Origin of the sequence: Nonomuraea sp. NPDC001831 (assembly GCF_042892035.1) — a bacterium.
Lineage (GTDB): Bacteria > Actinomycetota > Actinomycetes > Streptosporangiales > Streptosporangiaceae > Nonomuraea.
Genome location: NZ_JBIATU010000004.1, coordinates 30,966 through 49,595 on the forward strand (window position 1 = coordinate 30,966; position 18,630 = coordinate 49,595).

Sequence of the window (18,630 nt, forward strand, 5' to 3'; positions counted from 1 at the left end):
ACATGCCGACAGGACCCGCGCCCCGCGGCGCCGGGCGCCGCTCGGCGGCCGGCCGGGCGAAGAAGGGCAGCCCGACGCCGCTGACCGCCGCGCTCACGACCCCGTCCTCGAACGTCGGCGCCGTCGCCACCTGCCGCTCGGCCGGGTTCGACGAACGAGAGCCGACCCCGCGACCGCTGCCACGACAGCTGACGCCCTACCAGGCTGTCTACGCGTCGACGGCCTGGTAGACGCTGGTCCAGAAATCGTGGAGCAGCCGCGCCGGGGCGGGCACCGACAGCCCGACCTGGGTCAGCAGGATCCCGGTGAGCCCGTGGTGCGGGTCGGCGTAGACCGACGTGCCGGTGCCTGCCCAGCTCGCGCTATGCCGGTGATCGCGGGCTTGCCTGATAACGGAGGTTGTCCCCCAACCGCAGCAACCTTGCAGCCAAGATCTCTCTGACGATCATGCCAAGGCCGCGTGCAGCCGGTATCGGCTGCACGCGGCCGATGTTTGCCAGGTCCCCTCTCCGCCGGCGGTGTTCGTGACCTCCGGGCCGGTCCTGCCGGCCCTGGCCGGCGCGTCAGACGTCGCGGCGGACGGGATCATGCCGGCCGACCTCGGCTCCCACCTGCTGTCCGGCCTCCATACGTGGCCGACAAAGACGGTCCTGGGCACGGTCGACATCGTGCCGGGCATGATGCTGGGCATCTGGGCGGCCCGCCGCCGCATCCTGGACGAGCCCGAGCGGCACCGGACGCTGCCGCGCCGCGTCACCGTGATCTGCCTCGCCGCCGCGTTCGCCGGCCGGCTTCCGGGAGCCCTGCTGCTGTCCGGCGCGTGGACGCCATGGACCGCCTGCTCGGCGTCCCTGTCTCCGACGCCGTGTTCAAGATCGACCTACGTCCGGGGCGAGTGACCTGATCCCACCCCACGGCTCCCGCCGCACACCTCGCGCGACTCGGATGGCCGCACGAGACAGACCGGGCGGGAGCGGGAAACTCATCGCGGAGAAACGAGATTGTTCACGCAGGTCTCCTCGGTCGCGGGGTCCTTCTCGCCGTACTGGTTCGACCAGTAGTCCTGGGCGGTCATGAACCGCCACCACGTCAGGCAGGTCCTGATCAGATAGGTATGATCGGGGTGGACGATCGGGCGCTGCTCGGTGTAAGTGACGGGCTGTCCGGACTCGAACGGCGTGCCCCGGTAGTAATACGTCCATGAGGCCAGCGGCAGCATCGGCGGGCCGTGTGTCTCGTCGCAGTAGCGGGTGCCGTCGGGGCGGGTCAGCGTGCATTCCTGTTCGACCACGGTCTGGTCGACATAGCTGGACTGGACATCCCGTACCAGGTCCGGGTGGGTGACGCCGGTCAGCGCGACGGACACCTCGCCGGCCAGGGTGACGTTGCCGACCGCCGTGAAGCCACGTCTGTCCGACTCGGGGCTCGTGCCACCTGGGCCGTCATAAAGCCTCTCCCCCGCGGCGGGGTTGGCCAGCCGGAGCCGGTCGTTCGCGTACGCGGCCACGTCCCCGCTGGCCGACGCCTCACGGACCGGCGTGGTGGAGATCGTGTACGGGAGGTTGCCCGGGCTGGTCCACGCGGTCAGCGTGACCGGATCGCCAGGCGAGAGCGGGCCGGTGACCCGCGGCGGGGTCAGCGACACCTTCCAGCCGTGGCAGTTGCCGCCCGGATGCTTGCCGTGCTCACGCGCGCAGGCGTTCTGCCAGGGCCCGTGCTGCCCAGGGCCGTCGGTCATGTAGGCGACGAAGTCGTCGAAGCCGGCCTCGCAGGTGTGGACGACCAGGTAGGAGAGCGGGCGGGTCTGCGATCCGGCCTTCAGGTCTCTGACATACACATAGAAGCAGGACTCCCTCGGCCAGGTCTCGTCCATGCACGACCGGTTGAAGAGCAGTGCGGTCACGTGGTCGCCGCGGCTGTCGAAGGCCCGGCGGCAGGACGCGGCGGGCGCATAGGAGCCGAGCACCCACTTGTTCGCGCAGGCGATGCCGTTGCCGAGGCAGTCGGTGTCGCCGTCGTAGTCCGAGCGCAGTAGCCAGGATTCGACCGGTTTTGCGTCGGGCTGCCCGCCGCGCAGCCTCCTCGGGATCAGCAGCAGCCTCTCAGGATGACCTGGGTCGTTGCCGGAACCGAAACAGATCCCGGCGATCGCGCCGTACGCGCACGGCGTCGAGCGTCCCCCGCCGGAAATCGTCAGGCCTGGTGCGCCGAAGGCCAGCTCGCCCTGCCCGCGCCCGTTGAACGCCTGCAGGTAGGAGTGGTGCGCGGGGTTGAGCATGAGATCGGCGAGCGCGTCGGGCGGCCGGTACTTCGACGAGGCGGCCAGCGTCCCCTCCTCGGCGAAGTTGGCCCCCGTGCGCGTGACGGGCGCCAGGTCGCCGACCCACACCTGCATCATCGGAGACACCTCGTCCACGTCGAACAGCAGCTCGCCGCGGTTCTCGAGCCGCCGCCTGAACGTCGGGTTGCGCAGCTCTCCCATCGACTCGGTCGCCGCTTTCGCGGCGATCAGATCGAGTACGGCCCGCACCCGCGGCCGAAGCGCCTCGTCGCCCAGGTCGTAGAGGTTGAGCAGCCCGATCATGTCCAGCCTGGCGTAGATCCGCGAGTTGTACTCAAGGAAGTCGGTCCGCAGCCACGTGTCGAGCTGCTCGGTCAGCCTGGCGCGCAGCCCGTTGGTCTCGTTGTCGGGGTTGAAGTTGACGTCGTAGTCGGCGACGGACTTGTTGGTGGCCCCCTGCACGGTCACCGGGCTGAGCATCGGCAGCCACAGGTTGTGCAGGTAGCGGGTGCTGGTGATGAGCAGGTTGTGGTTTTCGGTCTCGGGGATGTCCTTCCCGGCGATCTGGCAGTTGACCGTGTCGTACGGGGAGGCCCCGCCCTGCAGCCAGACGACCCGCGACATCTTCTCGTCCAGCCTGGCCCGGTCCTGCTCGGAGTAGTGGTAGCGGGCCAGCAGCCAGGTGCGGATCACGAGCGAGATGGTCAGGTCCCAGTCGCCGTCGTGGCAGAGTTCCTGCATCTCGGTGCCCGGCCTGCCCCAGAGCTCGAACACTCGGCTCAGCTCGTCGTCCACGGTCTTCCACCCGGGCGCGTCGCGCCTGGTCGTGGGGCCGCCCTCCCACTTCTCCGCCCAGTCGGGCGCGAGATCGCGCAGGCACTGCGCCGCGTTCGCCGGCGAGGACAGCGGGGGATAGACGACCCGGTCCGGCTCGGGCTTGCCGTTGTCGCCGCCGTTCATCACCCGCTGGATGGAGCCGGTGCCGATGTTGGTGTCGAGCATGCGAAGCAGCGTGACCTGGGCGAGGACGTGCGCCGGGTAGTCCTCGCCGTAGTTGTCGGGCAGGTCGCCGCACGCCTTGACGAGCAGCGGCGGCACCCTGAACTGCTCCCGGGCGCCGCGCAGCTCGATGAAGTTGTCGGGCGGTTTGACCGGCGCGTAATCGATGTACGGCGCTGCGTCCGCTCCCGCGGGTAACCCGGAGAACAGGACGGCGCCGGCTAATCCGATGCTGAGCAGGATCCGTCTCATGAGCCGACCATGACGGAGCGGGCCTCAGCCCGCATGAGTAGCCCTCTGCTCAATTACGGCTGCTGGGCCATGAACATCCACTGCTGCTTCCGAGCCTCGCCCCGGAGACGCGCCGGGCGCTGACTGGCGGACAAGCCGACCGGGCGTGTGGCTCTTCGCAAGATCCACTCAATGGGGGTTTCGGGCTTATGCGGGCTGACACCCATGTAAAGTCCGGTGCCATGCGTCCGACGTCCTTGATCGTGCCATTACTCGTCGGCGTGCTCGCCGGCGCCGCGTTCAGCGGGACGGCCAGTGCCGCGTCGGCCCCGGCCGTGCTGACCAAGAACCCGCTGTACGAGGCGGGCAAGTTCGCGCTCAAGACCTGCGAGGAGCCGTATGCGGCCAGCGCCGACGTCGAGGTGTTCCGGCGCTATGTCGAAGAGGTCTCGCTCTGTCTGGACAAGGCGTGGGGGCCGCTGCTGACGAAGGCCGGTCTGCGGTACACCAAGCCCAAGGTGGTGTTGTCGTACGGCGAGCGGGTCAAGACCTCCTGCGGCATCTACGCACCCGACGCCACTGACAGCGTCTACTGTACGAACACCAAGACCATCCACATGATGGTCAGCGACTACGGGCTCAAGGGCGAGATCGACAATCCACAACTGCTGGAGGCCCTCAGCACGGGCTATGCCATCCATGTCCAGAACGTCGCGGGCATCATGAACGCCGTGGCCAAGACCATGAAGAAGCTGTCCAAGCGGGACGCGCTGGCCCTTCAGTCCAGATACACGCTGCAGACGCTCTGCTTCTCCGGGGCGTTCACCGGCAGTGTCTGGGATTCGCTCGGCCACACGCGCGAACATGGCCAGGACTACTACATCGATCGGCACGTCATCGACGGCAATTTCGCCGGCTTCGGCAAAGCGTCCAATCGTGTCTACTGGATCAGGCGGGGGTTCGAGTCCGAGTCGCCGTCCGTCTGCAACACCTTCACGGCTCCGGCCGCCAGGGTGAAATAGCGCGTGACCAGAGGAGGACGCCCGCCGCGCGGCCGTGATCAGCCTCTTGCCGGCGTGAGCCCGTAGATACCCAAGGCCTAAGACGATCTCCCCCGGCGGCGCCTGCATCCGACTGAACCCAGGGCTCCGAGAGCGATCAGTATGTTCCCCGTCACTGAAAATGGTGATCCAGGAAGGCTCTGTGGCCGCGCTGGTCATGACCTTCGTGCTGAAGTGGCCGATGCTGCGCATCCTGGGCCTCTGCGCAGTGCTGGTGCAGTGAATCCCAGCGCCTGACAGCGCGCCAAACGCCGGCCCGTTCTCACTCGCGGCAGGCTCTGCCCGGGCAATATTGGCCGCTTGCGGTCTCGCGGCGCGCTGATCGGGCCGCAGGCGGCCGTGTCGGGTGGGTCGGTGCAGCAGGGCGGAACCGAATCGGCCGGCCCCGGTGAGCCCGGCCGCGTCGGCATGCCCGACCTGGCCGCTGGAGGGGACGCCCGGGGCGGTGCCGGGCAGGACGGCCGGCATGCCCTGGCCGTTGTTCTTGCCGGGCGCACCTGCCCACGAGCTCGCCCTTGCCGTCGCCGGTCAGGTCGATGATCGAGACTCCCACGGTCATGGCCGCCATCAAGGTGCCCCGGCTCGGGCCCGGCCGCCCACGCACCCGACCGGAGATCGTCCGGGCCGGCAAGGCGTATTCCTCCCGTGCGATCCGGCAGCATCTGCGCGCTCGCAAGATCCGGTGCACCATCCCTGAACCCGCCGACCGCATCGCCGCCCGACAGCGGCGTGGCAGCCGCCGGGCTGGTCCGGCGTTCAGCAGGGTCCCGCCGTGGCGGGGCGGGTCAAGCCGCCCCAGTCCAGTCCAGCAGGGCCTGTTGCTCGGCCTCCATCGGCCCCGCCCAGGCGAGGTGCCCGTCCGGCCGGACGAGGAGCGCCTCGGCCTCCTCCAGGTCGGGCGAGGGCTGCCAGGTCGTGGCGGTGACGATCTGCATGCGGTCGTTCCGGCCGCCGGGCGCGCCGGCCCGCTTTCCCGTATGGACGAGCAGGAATCGCCCGTCATGTAGCAATTCGTACAGACGCTCAACCTCGGGCCGCTCCGCGACGCTGATCGGCAGGTCGGGCACCCGGGCCCCGGCCGGGAAGCCGTCGCCGTAGTGGATGCCGATCGCCGAGACCGCGGCGGCGAGGTCGTGGTTGACCTCCCCGATGCGCAGGAGGCCGTCGAGCATGCCGCGCAGCGCCATGACCGGCCGCCGGTACTGTGGCACCAGAGTCAGTTCCATCAGCAGCGTCTGCACCTCGGTGTTGGCGGTGACGGCCGCGCCGACCGGGCGGCGCTCGGCGTCGTAGGAGTCCAGCAGCCCTTCCGGAGCCCAGCCCTTGACCTGGGCGGCGAGCTTCCACCCCAGGTTCATGGCGTCCTGCAGACCGGTGTTGAGGCCCTGTCCCGCCGCCGGGAAGTGGATGTGGGCCGCGTCGCCCGCCACCAGGAGCCGGCCCTGCCGGTACCGCCCGGCCAAACGGGTCGCGTTGCCGAACCGCGACAGCCAGCGCGGCTCGGCGACGCCGAAGTCCGTGCCGGCGACGTTCGTCAGCGCTTGCCGGAACTCCTCGTACGTCAGGGGCAGGCCGGACGGCACCCGCATGCGTTCGGGATCGATGACCACGAACCGGGTCAGCCCGCCCTCCAGCGGCACGGCCAGCACGCCGCGGGCCTCGGCCGCGCGCACGGCGTCCGGGTCGGTGACCGCGAAGTCGCCGAGCATGCCGGACAGCGTCTCGTCGGTTCCGTCGAAGGGGATGCCGGCCGCCTGCCGGACGATGCCGCGTCCGCCGTCGCAGCCCACGACGTAGGAGGCGCGCAGCGTCTCTCCCCGGGCTGTCTGGACGACGACGCCGTCCGGCTCCTGCCGCACGGCGGTGACCTGACAGCCACGGACGATCTCGGCGCCCAGCTCGCGGGCGCGGGCGTCGAGCAGTTCCTCGGTCCGGGCCTGCTCCAGGAACAGGGTGTAGCCGTGCCGGGTGTCGAGGGCGGTGAAGTCGAGGCGCGTGTTCAGGCCCGCGAAGTGCCACCCGGGCAGGGTGTGACCGCGGGCGAGGAAACGGCCGGCGATGCCGCGCAGGTCCATCACCTCGATGCTGCGCGGGTGCAGCGTGAGCGCCCGCGAAAGGCTGGTGGGCGCGTCGTTCCGTTCGAGCACGCGGACCGCCACGCCCGCCAGGGCCAGCTCCGCGGCCAGCAGCAGTCCGGTGGGCCCGGCTCCCACCACGATCACGTCGATGTGCACGCTTGCGTCCCTCCTATTAAATGAACATCGTTCATAAAATTGAGGTCATTAGTATCACTGGGCATGGGACCCACGTCAACCTCCTCGTCCGCCCAGCGCTCCCGGGGCCGCCCCCGCAAGATGGGCGTGCCGGAGGCGGTCGCCACCGCTCTGCGCCTGGTCGACGAGGACGGGCTCGACGCGCTGACCATGCGCCGTCTGGCCGCGGCCCTCGACGTCCAGGCGGGCACGCTCTACCGGCACTTCGCCACCAAGCAGACGCTGCTCGCCGCCATGGCGGAGGAGATGCTCGCGGGCTGCGCCGACCCGCTGCCCGACGGGCTCGCCTGGCGTGATCAGCTCACCGAACTGGCCGGACGGCTGCGCACCGCGCTGCTGCGCCACCGCGACGGCGCACGCGTCTACGCCGGCACCCACTCCGTCGGCCCCAACACGCTGAACTACGCCGAGACCCTCGTGGGCATGCTGCGCGAGACATGCCCGACCCCCGAGGCCGCCACCCGTACGGCACTCACGATCATCCACTTCACCGTCGGCCACACCCTGGAGGAACAGGCCGCCCAGTCTCTCGCCGGCTCCGAGCTGCCCGCCTCACTGACCCTGCTGCACGCGGCCCTCGACCCCGACGCCTACCCCAACCTGGCTGCCGCCGAAGCCACACTGACCAGCACCGATTTCGCCGCCCACTTCGCCCACGGCCTGAACCTGATCATCAGAGGACTGACCACCGACTGACGCCGGCGTCGAGGACCGGATCGCGGAAGGGCATGTCCTCAGGCCAGGCGGGCCGCAACCGTCGGGGAGTCCGCGCAGGGGGGCGGCCACAGGAGACCAGTCGTCCAGAGCGACGCCGAGCAGTTGGAATGGGGTGCCCACCTCCAGGAGCGCCTGACGCAGGTGCCGTGGCGACCCACCAGTTCCTCGGCCTCACCGCTGCCCCCACCAGGATGAGAAGGCGCGGAACGGCACCCGCCGGTAGTGGCACGAGCATCTCGATGAGCACCGCACCCGATTCGCCGCCTACATGCGCCAGGTGCACGCATGTCAGCGGGGAACACGGCGTCCATGTTGTGGCGGAGCCAGACGGTTGTCCGGTGCATACGCGCTCCTCAGGAGCGTCGGTCTGCTCGTTGCGACCCCTGCAGGGGTGATGAGATGCCCGCGTGGAGGCGAAACCTCCTCGGCGGAGCCGAGCTTGGCAGCAAACAGGGCCTGTTCGCCGCCGCTGTCGAGATGTCCCCCCAGCTCCCGCCGGCCATCGAAACGATCTTCGCCGACGGCCTCGATGGCATCGGCGAGCGCATCGTCCGCACCCTCGTGGAGACCATCGACGCATCGGGCCGCACCCCGCTCGCGATGCTCCCGACCCGAACCAGCGATCAGTCCGAAACGCTGATTCGCGAGTACATCGACCGGGAGATCACCAGCCGAGTGGCGGCACTGCCCGGCACACCGGACGCCGCGTTCCGGGCCGGATCCCGACAGTGACGGGACACCGGGTTCGGCTGGTGCGCGGTCGCGTGCTGCGGCCCCTTCGGGTGCCGAACGAGCGGCGCAGCGGCGCGGGCGGGCGCACCAGCCGGTCATCCGGTCAGGAGACGCAGCGGCGCAGGGCCACCCGGCCGCCGTCCTTGCTCACATCGCTGGAATGCGGTGCCAGGCAGAGCTTCGTCCATTGGTTGGAGAAGGTGTAGCGTCCGCCCGGCATCGGGTTGACCGACCAGTACTGGTTGCCCGAATCCCAGCGGGTCTCGCAGCCCCACCACATGAGCTGCGTGTTCTCCCCCGGCGGAGTGCCGTTGTTGTACGGGGCGGTCAGGCAGTAGCCGTTGTCGTTCCTGATGTTGAACCAGCCGCCGTTGCGCGGCACAGCGGTCCACTTCTGCGACGACTTGCCGTTGCACGAGCGCTGGACGACCAGGCCGCCGCCGTCGATCGTGGCGCCGCGGTCGAGGCACATGCCGCTCAGCACGTTCTTGTAGGCCGCGGAGTTCACCGTCCACAGGTCGTAGCCGCCGGTCGGCTTCGGCTTGGGCAGATCGCCGCAGTTGTACTGCTGAAGCGGGGCGTCGTTGCTCAGCAGGTTGTTGTGGTCGAGCGCCATGCACTTGCCGCTCTTGCGGTTGTACAGGTAGAACGCCGGCTGCGCGTCGTAGTGCGGCGGGATCTTCACCCTCACCCGCATGACCGCCCAGTTCTGCTGAGGCGCGGAGGACGTGCAGTTCTGCTGGTCGAGGCTGAGCCAGTCGGCGAGCTCGTCGCCGGTGACGTCCGCGCACTTTCCGGAGGCGTCGTTCTTCTGCAAGAACGAGCCGTCGGCCTGCTTGGTACGGGTCCAGCGCAACGCCGAGGAGGTGCCGGTCGGGCAGTCTCGCTGCACGATCCTCGCCCCCGCGGTCTTGCTGTCGTCCTTGATCACCATGCACTTGCCGCTGTGCGCGTTGAACAGCCGGTACTGGCTCGGCAGCCACAGGCGGAAGTCGCCGTAGGACGACTCGTACGAGGTCGACTCGGTGTAGTCGCCGTCGCCGGAACCGCCGCTGCCGCAGAACTTCGAGATCTCCCAGTCGCTCATCGGCCGCGAGTTCAGCGCCCAGTCGTACGACCGGCTCTTGTCGGGCACGTACACGGTGAGGTTCTTGCCGTACTGCACGCCATTGCCGTCGTCGTAGTCGGCGGCGATGTCGACCACGGCCTTGATGAGCGGCTTGCGCACCGTCACCCAGGCGACGCCCCAGCCGGGCACGGTCGCGGTGTTGGTGTAGGTGTCGCTGCTGCTCCAGCTCCACGACCAGCCGAGCTTCGGCCCGACGGAGCCCTCCCAGTCTCCGAACTTCTTCTTCCCGCCGATGTCGAGCCCGAAGGAGAACGAGGTCGACGAGCTCTTCATCCCCGCCACGCCAACGCTTCCGCCCGCGGCGCCGCAGGAGCGGGCGACCGGGCGGGGCTTGCTGGAGTCACCGATCGCGTCCGGGATCTCCGCGTCGCCCAGCACCTGCTGGGAGCTCTTGTAGGTGAGCTTGCATTCGGGCACCTCGTAGACGAGGTCGCCCGCCTGCCGGTAGCTGAAGTTGAGGCAGTCCTTGGCGATCTGCTCGGGTGACTTGGCCGCGGCCGCGGGTGGGGGTGAGATGACCGACGTGCCGAGGACGGCGGTGGCCGCCGCGAGCATGACGGCACCGGCGCGAAGCCGGGGTAGAACGCGCATGACGCTCCTGATCAGAGTTTCCGACGTGCTCGCGCAGGCTAGGAGCCGGGAACAGCGTCGGACTGAACGCATCGGGAACGCGGCCTGAAATGATCATTTGGATCTGGACGCCGGCGACACCGCCTCCACACGGGCCGGCGGCAACGCGAAGGCCACCTCGACACCTGCAGGCTGTCATCCGGCGGCGGGGTCGTCCTCCACATCCTGGGCGGCTCGTTTCCGCAGCAGATGTACGACTCCGGCGACGAGCTTCAGAAGGATGCTCAGCGAGAGGAACACCCACATCCCTGTCAGCCAGGCGTCCGGCATTGGGTCGCGAAATCCGGAGAGCCCGTGGTGTCCGGGGCCGGGCGCCGTCCCGTTCGCCGTCGGCCCGGACAAGCTGAGCAGAGCGGGGTCCCGCGGTCAAGGTCGTTCTCTCCGGCCGGGAGTGCTTCATGTCGGCTTCGGGGTCTCGGTCCGCTTCCCTTTTGGGCGGGACGACGGCGGACGGGGTGCAGCGACGGCCGCGGAACTCCGCCCGGTTCCCGCAGGAAGGCGGCGGCAATCCTGGCCGGACGGCGACACCTTGAGCACCCGCCGATGGCAAATGCTGTTCGCGCGGACGCTGGGCGGGCGACGCGGATCGGTTCACCATACGTAAGCGCCCGCCCACAGTGGGTTTTCGAGCAAGGAACCGCCTGCCGTCCGCCTTCACGGAAAGGGCCCCGCCCATGTCGCCGCGACGTACCGCCCGAGGCTCGGGACGATCCGCGCCCGCCGTGCTCCTCGCCATGACCGTGCTGGTCACGGCGGGGCTGAGCCTGCTGCCCGCGTCCGTCGCGCGCGCGGCGCCCCTCCAGGTCTGCACCCTCCAGGAGGACATCGTCTACCAGCCGCCGCTGACGAACACGCCCCAGACGGTGGCGTTCGCCGTCCACGGCCGGCTCACCGCCTGCACGGACGGTTCCGCCCCCACCGGCTGGTACGACGAGTCCGGGACGGCGGTGGGCGCCACCTGCACCAGCCTGCTCTCCTCGGGCGACGGGACCCGGACCTTCCGATGGAGCTCCGGAGAGCACAGCACGTTCGCCTACCACCGGGTCGTGAACCGGGTCGCCGGCTACATCCAGGTCATCGCCACCGGCTCGATCCAGGACGGCAGGTACCAGGGCCTGCCCGCCGTCTCCCAGGGCCTCGGGCTCCAGCCCGACCCGCTCGCCTGCGCCGGCGGTGGCGTCACGCGGCTCACCGCGCCCGGAACCCTCACGATCGGCATCTGACGGGCGGCATCCGACGGGCGGCATCTGACGGGCGGCATCTGACGGGCGGCATCTGACGGGCTGCTTCCGCGCACGCCTTTCCGCGAGCGGAAGCAGCCGCAGGACGATGACGGTTCGCGGAGGCGTCAGTCGGTCGGGGTGCTCGAGGCGGGGTTCTCCTTGAGCCGCATGCACTCGTCGTAGTAGAGGAGCGCCTCGTTGGCGGCCTTCTCAGGGCTCCAGCCCCGGGCGACGAGGGCCTGGTAGTTGTGGTTGTAGATCTGGTAGCAGTCGGTCCGGCTGTCGGCTTGGGCGGCGACGGCGGCGGGGACCACCCAGGCGGCGGCCAGGAGCGTGGCGATGACGAGGCGGCGTGCGTGACGCATGGCGATCCTTCCTGTTACTTGGTTCCCCAGCCGGGCGAGTGGCAGGCGGGTCCGTTAGGTCCGGTGTTGCATGACGTGCCTTCGGTGGCCTGGGCCGGCAGGGACAGCGCCCCCACTGTGGCCGCGGCCAGCAGCGCGACGGTGATGACGGGACGAAGACGGGTCACATGGGCTCCTGCGGTGAGGTCGCGACGTACGCGAGATGCTTCCGTGACGGCCACCGGATGCCCCGATGATCTCCGGGGCCGCACTGCGATTGTCGGACGGCGGCGGCGGCCCCGGCTCCTCCCCGAGGCCGGTCCCTCCGGCCACAAGGAGGACGACAGCCACGGCCGCCCAGCGCCTCAAGAGCCGGCGCCTCAAGAGCCGGCGCCTCAAGAGCCGGCGCTTCAGGAACCGGCGCTTCAGGAACCGGCGCTTCAGGAACCGGTGTTGAGGAGTTTGCCGAGGAGGGCGGTGAGCTGGTCGCGCTCCTGCTGCGTGAGGGACTGGAAGGTGTCGTCGAGGAAGGCCGGGATCGCGGCCTGCGCCTCGGCCAGCCGCCGCCGCCCCTGGTCGGTGATGGTGACGGCATAGGAGCGGCGGTCGCGGGGGTTGCGTTCGCGGCGTACGTGGCCCGCCCGCTCCAGGTCGTCGCAGACGCTGACCATGACGCTGCGGTCGATGCGCAGCTCCTCGCTGAGCGTCTGCTGCGAGCAGGGGCCGACGGCGTCGAGCATCTGGAGCACGAGCTGCTGGCCGACGCCGAGCCCCTGCGCGGCGGCGTGGGCGTCGGCGGCGCGCGCCACGGCGGCCGAGGCCCGGCACAACGCGATGTCCAGCCGCTCGGCGGCCAGCCGCGGGAAGTACGCCTGGCGTGTGCGGTCGCCTGTCCTGGTGGTGGTCGCCATAGATCTCCCTCTTCGCTCCGGCACCGAGTCTAACGCAAACCGTCTCGCCTCCAATCGTTTGACAGCAGATGATTTGTAGCCGTACGGTCCCAATCGTCTGTCAGCAAATTGTTTGTACTCAGATGGAGAGTGGACGTGGCACGGACTGAGCGCGTCGAACGGACGGCCCTGGTGGTGTTGTGCGCGGCGGTGTTCCTGGACTCGATGGACCTGTCCCTGATGGGCGTGGCCCTGCCCGCCATCGGCCGCGACCTGTCGCTGCCCGAGAGCCTCCTGCAGTGGCTGATGTCCGGCTACGCGGTCGCCTACGGCGGGTTCCTGCTGCTCGGCGGCCGGATAGCCGACCTGTTCGGACGGCGCCGGGTGTTCCTGACCTCGCTCGCGGTGTTCGCCGCCGCGAGCCTGGCCGGCGGCCTGCTGTCGGAGGGCTGGCCGCTGGTCCTCACCCGGGTGGTCAAGGGGGTGGCGGCGGCGCTTACCGCGCCCGCCGCGCTGTCGCTCATCACCACCACCTTCGCCGAGGGCGCGCCGCGCAACCGGGCGCTCGGGGTCTACTCGCTGGCCGGGGCCACCGGCTACACCGCCGGGCTGATCGCCTCCGGCCTGCTGGCGGAGATCAGCTGGCGGCTGGTGTTCTTCCTGCCCGTGCCGGTCGCGGCGCTGGTGCTGGCCGCGTCGCCGCTGGCACTGCCGCGCGACGTCCGGCCGCAGCGGGCGCGCGGCGGGTTCGACGCCGCCGGGGCGGTCGCGGTCACCGGCGGCGTGCTGCTGCTGGTGTTCGCGCTGACCGAGCGGAACTGGCCGGCCGGCGTGGTGGCCGCGGCGCTGCTCGGCGGTTTCGTGCTCATCGAACGCGGGCGGCCCAGCCCGCTCGTCCCGCTGGAGGTGTTCAGGTCCGGGACGGTGGGCGCCGCCAACCTCGCCGCGCTGACCTGGGCGTGCGCGACCATCGGCTGGCAGTTCGTCACCGTCCTGTACCTCCAGCAGGTGCTGGGCTACACCGCGCTGGCCACCGGGCTCGGGATCGTCCCGATGGGCCTGGCGATCGTCGTCACGGCCAACCTGGCCGGCCGGCTGATCAGCCGCTGGGGGCTGGGACGGGTGGCCGCCGCCGGGATGCTCGTCCAGGGGGTGGGCATCCTGCTGTTCCTGCGGGCCGGGGCCACCGGCGACTACCTCACCGTGCTGCTGCCCGCGCTGGTCGTGCACGGCGTCGGCAACGGGCTGTCCTTCCCCAGCCTCAACATCGCCGCCGTCGCCGGGCTGCCCGACGCGCGGCAGGGGCTGGCCTCGGGGCTGGTCACGTCCTCCGTCCAGATCGGGGCGGGGGTCGGGGTGGCGGTGCTGGCCGCCGTCCTGCCGCTGGGCGGGTCGCCGCTGGCCGGTTACCGGCTCGCGTTCCTGGTGGCGGGCGGGTTCTCGCTGCTGGGGGCCATCGCCGCCGCCTACGGGCTGCGCGCCCGCCGTCCCGCCGCCGTACCGATCGACTGAAAGGGAACCTGCCGTGACACTGGATCTCACGCCCGACGAGTTGCTGAGCACCACCCGCGCCGTGCGCAAGCGCCTCGACTTCACCCGTCCGGTGCCCCGCGAGCTGATCGAGCAGTGCGTGGACCTGGCCGTACAGGCGCCCACCGGACGCAACCGGCAGCGCTGGCACTTCCTCGTCGTCACCGAGCCCGAGCAGCGGCGGGCCGTGGCCGACCTCTTCCTGCGCTCCCTGTCGCGGGCCACCGGGCAGCCGCTGAGCGAGCGCGACCTGTGGCGCATGAACTACCACCGCGGCTCCACCGAGCGGGTCTTCGACGGGCTGCGTCACCTGGCCGCCAACATCCACCGGGTGCCCGCGTTCGTCATCCCGGGCGTCGAGGGGCGCACCGACCGCGCCACGGTGGAGGCGCAGGCGGGGGCGTGGGGGTCGATCCTGCCGGCGGTGTGGAGTTTCATGCTGGCCGCGCGGGCCCGCGGCCTCGGCACGGTGTGGACGACCGCGCAGGCGCCCCTCGAACGGGAGCTCGCCCAGGTTCTGGGGGTGCCGTACGAGAAGGTGATGCTGGCCGCGTTCATCCCGCTGGCCTTCACCATCGGCACCGAGTTCAGGCCCGCTCCCCGCATCCCGCGCGAGGAGGTCCTGCACTGGGACCGCTGGTGAGAGCCCGTTCCGGTGCTACCGGGCGGTGATCCCGATCCGGGCGAGCTGGTGGTCGAGGACGGCGGCCGCCCCCGCGAGGTCCAGCACCCCGACCAGCACGCCGTCGGCCGGACCGCGCGCGAGACCGAGCAGGATGTGGGCCTCGGTGTCGGCGCCGCCGCCGGACCCGGAGGCGGCGGTCACGAGGGCGGCGATCTCGCGGTGGACCGCCGCGCCGCCCGTCCGGTACAGCGCGAGCACGTCGGGGTCGGCGACGGCCCTGGCGAGGAAGGCATGCCCGGCGAGCACGAGGACGGAAGCGTGCGCGCCCAGCTCGACGACGGCGAGCAGCGCCCGCCGCAGCATCCCGGCCGGGCCGCCGGCGTCCTGCGCTTGCCGTGACGGCTCCGTTCCTGATCGGATGGAAGCCATAACAGCAGGTGGCAGGAGCGGCCCGAAGACGTGGAAGCTCGTCGCCGGCACCCTGCTCGGAGCCGCAGCAGGCATTCCGCTTGAACTCCTGCTCAGCGCCTTTCCTGACATGGCGTCACGTCCTGGCCGGCATCGTCATCAGCGTCGCAAGTCTGATCGCGGCGACGCTGCTGGTGCCCACGAAGCAGAAGCGCGATCAGCCGCAGGTGGTCGCTGTGGGGACCGCTCACGATCGTCATGAAGTACTCCGACAAGGAGTGGGACGAGGCGTTCGACGAGATCGCGCAGGACCCGGGCATCTCGACCGTGCCTGTCACGAGCTACATGATTTTCGATGGGAGTGATGCAGCTGACCGACACCATCACGGAGGATGTCCTCGCGTGCACGCCTTCCCCGAACCGACCAGAAGCAGGCGACGAGGTGGAGCAGATACCGCAGACAGGCTCGGGAGGAGTGGTTTCAAGCCAATACGGGGCAGTCGAGGGTGACCGAGGCGGAGTTACGCTTGCTCGCTGAAGCGCTGCGACAGGGGGACCGCCCGCTCAATCGCCAAGCTGCTCGTCCACCACGAGGCGCGAGGCCAGGAGTTGTCGCGGCTGCTGCTGGCCGCGTCGAGTGGGCGGGCGTGAGCCTGCTGATGCTCGACACCGAGACCGGCAGCACCGCCGAGCACGTCCACCTCACCCGCGGCTGAACTCGCTTCGGCATCGTGCGCCGGCCTACGCGGGCGCGCCCGACGGCACACTGCTGGACTGCAGCTTCTTCGACCAGCGGTTCACAACATCTCGGTGAGCGCGTCGAGGTCGGCCAGTCGTCCGCCGGGAGCGAGGCGGGCCGCCACGGCGACCAGCAGCAGTTCAGTGACGGCGATCTGGTGCGCGAGCGGCGCGATCGGCCCGGCGGCCTCGCGCGGCAGCCTGATCAGCACCTCCGCCCGCGCCGCGAGCGGCGACTCCCCGGCGTCGGTGATCAGCGCCAGCCGCGCCCCCCGGGCGCACGCGGCCTCGGTGAAGCGGGCCGTCGCGGGGGAGTAGCGCCGGAAGTCGTACGCGACCACGGCCGCAGAACCGCCGAGGTCGAGCAGCGTACGGGCACGCGCGGACGCCGAGTCGGGCACCCGATGCGCCCCCGGACGCAGGCCGGCGAGCTGCCTGATCAGGTATTCGGCGGCCAGCTCGCTGAGCGGCCCGCCGAGCGCCCAGACCGACGCGGCTCCGGCCAGCAGGTCGCCGACGGCGTCGAGCAGGGGCTCGGTGACGGCGGCGAGGGTGCTGTCGAGCCCGGCACGCAGGTCTTCGGCGGCCCGCTGGGTGCCGGGCGGACGGGCGACGAACTCGCGTAGGCGCGACCGGTCGCGGACGCCGTCGCGCACGGCCGCCTGGAACCCGGCGAATCCCGCGTACCCGAGCCGGTCGAACAGCCGGGAGGCGGTCGGCGGGCTGACCCCGGCCCGCTCGGCGAGCGCGCGCAGCGAGCCGAGCGCGGCGAAGGGGTGGTCGTCGAGCAGCACCCGCACGACGGCCCGCTCGCCGGGTGGCAGCTCGGGGTAGACCGCGTTGAGCCGGGTTGTCACGGGATCCTCATCCATGCTGACAAATGTTACACGTGGCGCGGCGCATGAAACGAATGTTACGGTCGCCGGTATGAGTACCTGGAACGGACTGATCGACAGCGACTACCGGCGCTGGCTCCCGGTCACCCCCGACACGCCCGCCGTCTCGCTCAACGAGGGCAACACCCCGCTGCTGCGCTCGGCGCACCTGTCCGCGGTGACCGGCTGCGAGGTCTGGCTGAAGGTCGAGGGCGCCAACCCCACGGGGTCTTTCAAGGACCGCGGGATGACTGTGGCGATCAGCAGGGCCGCCGAGGCCGGGGCCGAGCTGGCCGTGTGCGCCTCCACCGGCAACACCAGCGCCTCGGCCGCCGCCTACGCCGCGCGCGCCGGGCTGACGGCCGCCGTGCTCGTGCCGAAGGGGCGGGTCGCGCTCGCCAAGCTCGGGCAGGCGGTCCGTTACGGCGCGCGGATCGTCGAGATCGACGGCACGTTCGACAACTGCCTGCGCGTCGCCCGCGAGCTCGCCGCCCACCACCCGATCGCGCTGGTCAACTCGGTCGGCAACGAGCTGCGGCTCGCGGGGCAGCGCACGGTCGCCTACGAGATCGTGGACGCGCTCGGCGACGCGCCCGACATCCACTGCCTGCCGGTCGGCAACGGCGGCAACATCACCGCCACCTGGGGCGGCTACCGGGCCTACGAGCAGGAGGGGCTGTCTGGCCGGTCGCCGCGCATGTGGGGCTTCCAGGCGGCGGGGGCCGCGCCGCTCGTCCACGGCACGCCGGTCGCCGATCCCGAGACCGCGGCGAGCGCGATCCGCATCGGCAGCCCGGCCACCTGGGACGGCGCGCTCGACGCCCGCGACCGGTCCGGCGGGCTGATCGCCGCGGTGACCGACGCGCAGATCTTCGAGGCGTACGAGCTGGTCGCGCGGCGCGACGGCGTCTTCGCCGAGCCCGCCTCGGCCGCCGGGATCGCCGGTCTCCTCGACCAGCACGCCCGGGGCAACCTCGCGCCGGGCCAGCGGGTCGTGATCACGCTGAGCGGCAACGGCCTGAAAGACCCGGACGCCTCCCTGCGCGGCGGCTACACCGCCACGGAAACCAGTTCGGCCACCTCGGCCGTGGCTCGAGCCCTCGGCCTCGCCGCCTAATGGGAGTCACCGGGTCGGCTGTCCGGGCAGACTCGGTGCCTGATAGCCGCTGGTGAGTGAGCACTCTCGCCGCCTGGATCGTGAATCCTAGGGTCAGATCGTGCCCTCACCGGTGGTCAGGGGCCTTTGATCGCTGATGGGATGTCGTGCCCTTCGTTGACTGGGGTGAGCACTGGTCCATTAGGTCGCCGACCGGCTCCTGCGGGCTGCTGGTTCTATCGTCGATCTTGGGGGTGCGCAGTGTTGTTCGTCGGGGATGACTGGGCTGAGGACCATCACGATGTGGAGGTCCAGGACGAAGCCGGGAAGGTCCTCAAGCGGGTCCGGCTGCCTGAGGGGATGGCCGGGATGTCCCGGTTCCATGAGCTGGTAGGTCGGTTCGTGGCCGAGGACGCCGAGCCGTCTGAGGTGCTGGTGTGTATCGAGACCGACCGGGGCCCGTGGGTGCGGGCGCTGCGCGCCTGTGGTTACCGGGTGCGGGCCGCCGCGGGTGTCCGCGCCGTCTTCTCCGTTCAGATGCCCGCCCTGGCCGCCGAGGGTTTCGATTTCGACGGAGAGGTGGCCCACGCCGTCAACCTCATCGAGGGCGCGCAGACTGCGGGAGTGCCGCAGTTCGTACACACCTCCACCAGTGGCGCCGGTCAGCACACCGAGGCTCCCGGCTGGGTCGCAGGCCGCTGGGGCTCCTTGGACGCCAGCCTGGGAGCCGAGAGCACGATCCAGGACCGGGTTCGTGCGGCCGGCGTCTCCCGCTGGACGATCCTCGAACCGGGTTTCTTCCTGGAGAACTTCCTGCCGGCGGCATCCGAGGTGCGGAGGCCGCCGGT

18 protein-coding genes and 1 pseudogene are annotated in these 18,630 nt (G+C 70.6%); 10 read left to right on the top strand and 9 right to left on the bottom strand.

What is annotated here, in order from left to right:
* Nucleotides 1-2 precede the first annotated feature (2 nt).
* Together ACFYYW_RS15315 and ACFYYW_RS15320 are read left to right on the top strand one after the other, a co-directional pair.
* The gene (locus ACFYYW_RS15315; RefSeq protein ID WP_387648978.1) at nt 3-230 is read left to right on the top strand and encodes a hypothetical protein; all 228 of its coding nucleotides are present in this window, start codon (nt 3-5) and stop codon (nt 228-230) included.
* A gap of 288 nt (nt 231-518) precedes the next feature.
* Nucleotides 519-899, top strand: a complete 381-nt coding sequence (locus ACFYYW_RS15320; protein WP_387648981.1) for a hypothetical protein — start codon at nt 519-521, stop codon at nt 897-899.
* Nucleotides 900-982: 83 nt separating this feature from the next.
* Here the strand turns inward: ACFYYW_RS15320 and ACFYYW_RS15325 are convergent, their stop codons facing one another.
* Nucleotides 983-3,532, bottom strand: coding sequence for a hypothetical protein (locus ACFYYW_RS15325; RefSeq protein WP_387648984.1), 2,550 nt, complete (start codon nt 3,530-3,532; stop codon nt 983-985).
* Between the two features lie 221 nt (nt 3,533-3,753).
* Here ACFYYW_RS15325 and ACFYYW_RS15330 point away from each other — a divergent pair, with 221 nt between their 5' ends.
* On the top strand, nt 3,754-4,533 hold the full coding sequence (locus ACFYYW_RS15330; protein WP_387648987.1) for a neutral zinc metallopeptidase: 780 nt from the start codon (nt 3,754-3,756) through the stop codon (nt 4,531-4,533).
* Between the two features lie 824 nt (nt 4,534-5,357).
* On the opposite strand, the gene ACFYYW_RS15335 is transcribed toward ACFYYW_RS15330, so the two are convergent.
* The gene (locus ACFYYW_RS15335; RefSeq protein ID WP_387648990.1) at nt 5,358-6,806 is read right to left on the bottom strand and encodes an FAD-dependent monooxygenase; all 1,449 of its coding nucleotides are present in this window, start codon (nt 6,804-6,806) and stop codon (nt 5,358-5,360) included.
* A 63-nt stretch (nt 6,807-6,869) separates the two neighbouring features.
* Between ACFYYW_RS15335 and ACFYYW_RS15340 the strand changes: the two genes are divergently transcribed.
* Both ACFYYW_RS15340 and ACFYYW_RS15345 read left to right on the top strand, forming a co-directional pair.
* On the top strand, nt 6,870-7,541 hold the full coding sequence (locus tag ACFYYW_RS15340; protein ID WP_387648993.1) for a TetR/AcrR family transcriptional regulator: 672 nt from the start codon (nt 6,870-6,872) through the stop codon (nt 7,539-7,541).
* Between the two features lie 420 nt (nt 7,542-7,961).
* On the top strand, nt 7,962-8,294 hold the full coding sequence (locus ACFYYW_RS15345) for a hypothetical protein (protein ID WP_387648996.1): 333 nt from the start codon (nt 7,962-7,964) through the stop codon (nt 8,292-8,294).
* Between the two features lie 103 nt (nt 8,295-8,397).
* Here the strand turns inward: ACFYYW_RS15345 and ACFYYW_RS15350 are convergent, their stop codons facing one another.
* Nucleotides 8,398-10,014: an RICIN domain-containing protein gene (locus tag ACFYYW_RS15350; protein WP_387648999.1), complete on the bottom strand. Its 1,617-nt coding sequence runs from the start codon at nt 10,012-10,014 to the stop codon at nt 8,398-8,400.
* A 713-nt stretch (nt 10,015-10,727) separates the two neighbouring features.
* On the opposite strand from ACFYYW_RS15350, the gene ACFYYW_RS15355 reads away from it, so the two are divergent.
* The gene (locus ACFYYW_RS15355; protein WP_387649002.1) at nt 10,728-11,276 is read left to right on the top strand and encodes a hypothetical protein; all 549 of its coding nucleotides are present in this window, start codon (nt 10,728-10,730) and stop codon (nt 11,274-11,276) included.
* Between the two features lie 125 nt (nt 11,277-11,401).
* Here ACFYYW_RS15355 and ACFYYW_RS15360 read toward each other — a convergent pair whose 3' ends face one another.
* The 3 genes from ACFYYW_RS15360 to ACFYYW_RS15370 form a co-directional block, all read right to left on the bottom strand.
* The gene (locus tag ACFYYW_RS15360; protein WP_352324544.1) at nt 11,402-11,641 is read right to left on the bottom strand and encodes a hypothetical protein; all 240 of its coding nucleotides are present in this window, start codon (nt 11,639-11,641) and stop codon (nt 11,402-11,404) included.
* Nucleotides 11,642-11,655: 14 nt separating this feature from the next.
* Entirely contained in the window at nt 11,656-11,808 is a 153-nt protein-coding gene (locus ACFYYW_RS15365) for a hypothetical protein (RefSeq protein ID WP_387649005.1), read from the bottom strand.
* Nucleotides 11,809-12,060: 252 nt separating this feature from the next.
* Nucleotides 12,061-12,531: a MarR family winged helix-turn-helix transcriptional regulator gene (locus tag ACFYYW_RS15370; RefSeq protein ID WP_387649008.1), complete on the bottom strand. Its 471-nt coding sequence runs from the start codon at nt 12,529-12,531 to the stop codon at nt 12,061-12,063.
* 135 nt (nt 12,532-12,666) lie between these two features.
* Between ACFYYW_RS15370 and ACFYYW_RS15375 the strand changes: the two genes are divergently transcribed.
* Nucleotides 12,667-14,022, top strand: a complete 1,356-nt coding sequence (locus ACFYYW_RS15375) for an MFS transporter (protein ID WP_387649010.1) — start codon at nt 12,667-12,669, stop codon at nt 14,020-14,022.
* Between the two features lie 13 nt (nt 14,023-14,035).
* Complete coding sequence (locus ACFYYW_RS15380; RefSeq protein WP_387649012.1) at nt 14,036-14,683, top strand: nitroreductase family protein; 648 nt, start codon at nt 14,036-14,038, stop codon at nt 14,681-14,683.
* 15 nt (nt 14,684-14,698) lie between these two features.
* On the opposite strand, the gene ACFYYW_RS15385 is transcribed toward ACFYYW_RS15380, so the two are convergent.
* From ACFYYW_RS15385 to ACFYYW_RS15395, 3 genes are all read right to left on the bottom strand, one after another.
* Nucleotides 14,699-15,094 carry a hypothetical protein gene (locus tag ACFYYW_RS15385; RefSeq protein ID WP_387649015.1) on the bottom strand — a complete coding sequence of 132 codons (396 nt, stop codon included), beginning with the start codon at nt 15,092-15,094 and terminating at the stop codon, nt 14,699-14,701.
* 92 nt (nt 15,095-15,186) lie between these two features.
* Complete coding sequence (locus tag ACFYYW_RS15390) at nt 15,187-15,411, bottom strand: hypothetical protein (protein ID WP_387649018.1); 225 nt, start codon at nt 15,409-15,411, stop codon at nt 15,187-15,189.
* Nucleotides 15,412-15,870: 459 nt separating this feature from the next.
* Nucleotides 15,871-16,683 (bottom strand): MurR/RpiR family transcriptional regulator, encoded by an 813-nt coding sequence (locus ACFYYW_RS15395; protein ID WP_387649021.1) that lies wholly within the window; start codon nt 16,681-16,683, stop codon nt 15,871-15,873.
* Between the two features lie 55 nt (nt 16,684-16,738).
* On the opposite strand from ACFYYW_RS15395, the gene thrC reads away from it, so the two are divergent.
* Together thrC and ACFYYW_RS15405 are read left to right on the top strand one after the other, a co-directional pair.
* Entirely contained in the window at nt 16,739-17,803 is a 1,065-nt protein-coding gene (thrC, locus tag ACFYYW_RS15400) for a threonine synthase (protein WP_387649023.1), read from the top strand.
* A gap of 141 nt (nt 17,804-17,944) precedes the next feature.
* A pseudogene (locus ACFYYW_RS15405) lies at nt 17,945-18,559 on the top strand (transposase); the annotation flags it as partial.
* Nucleotides 18,560-18,630 lie beyond the last annotated feature (71 nt).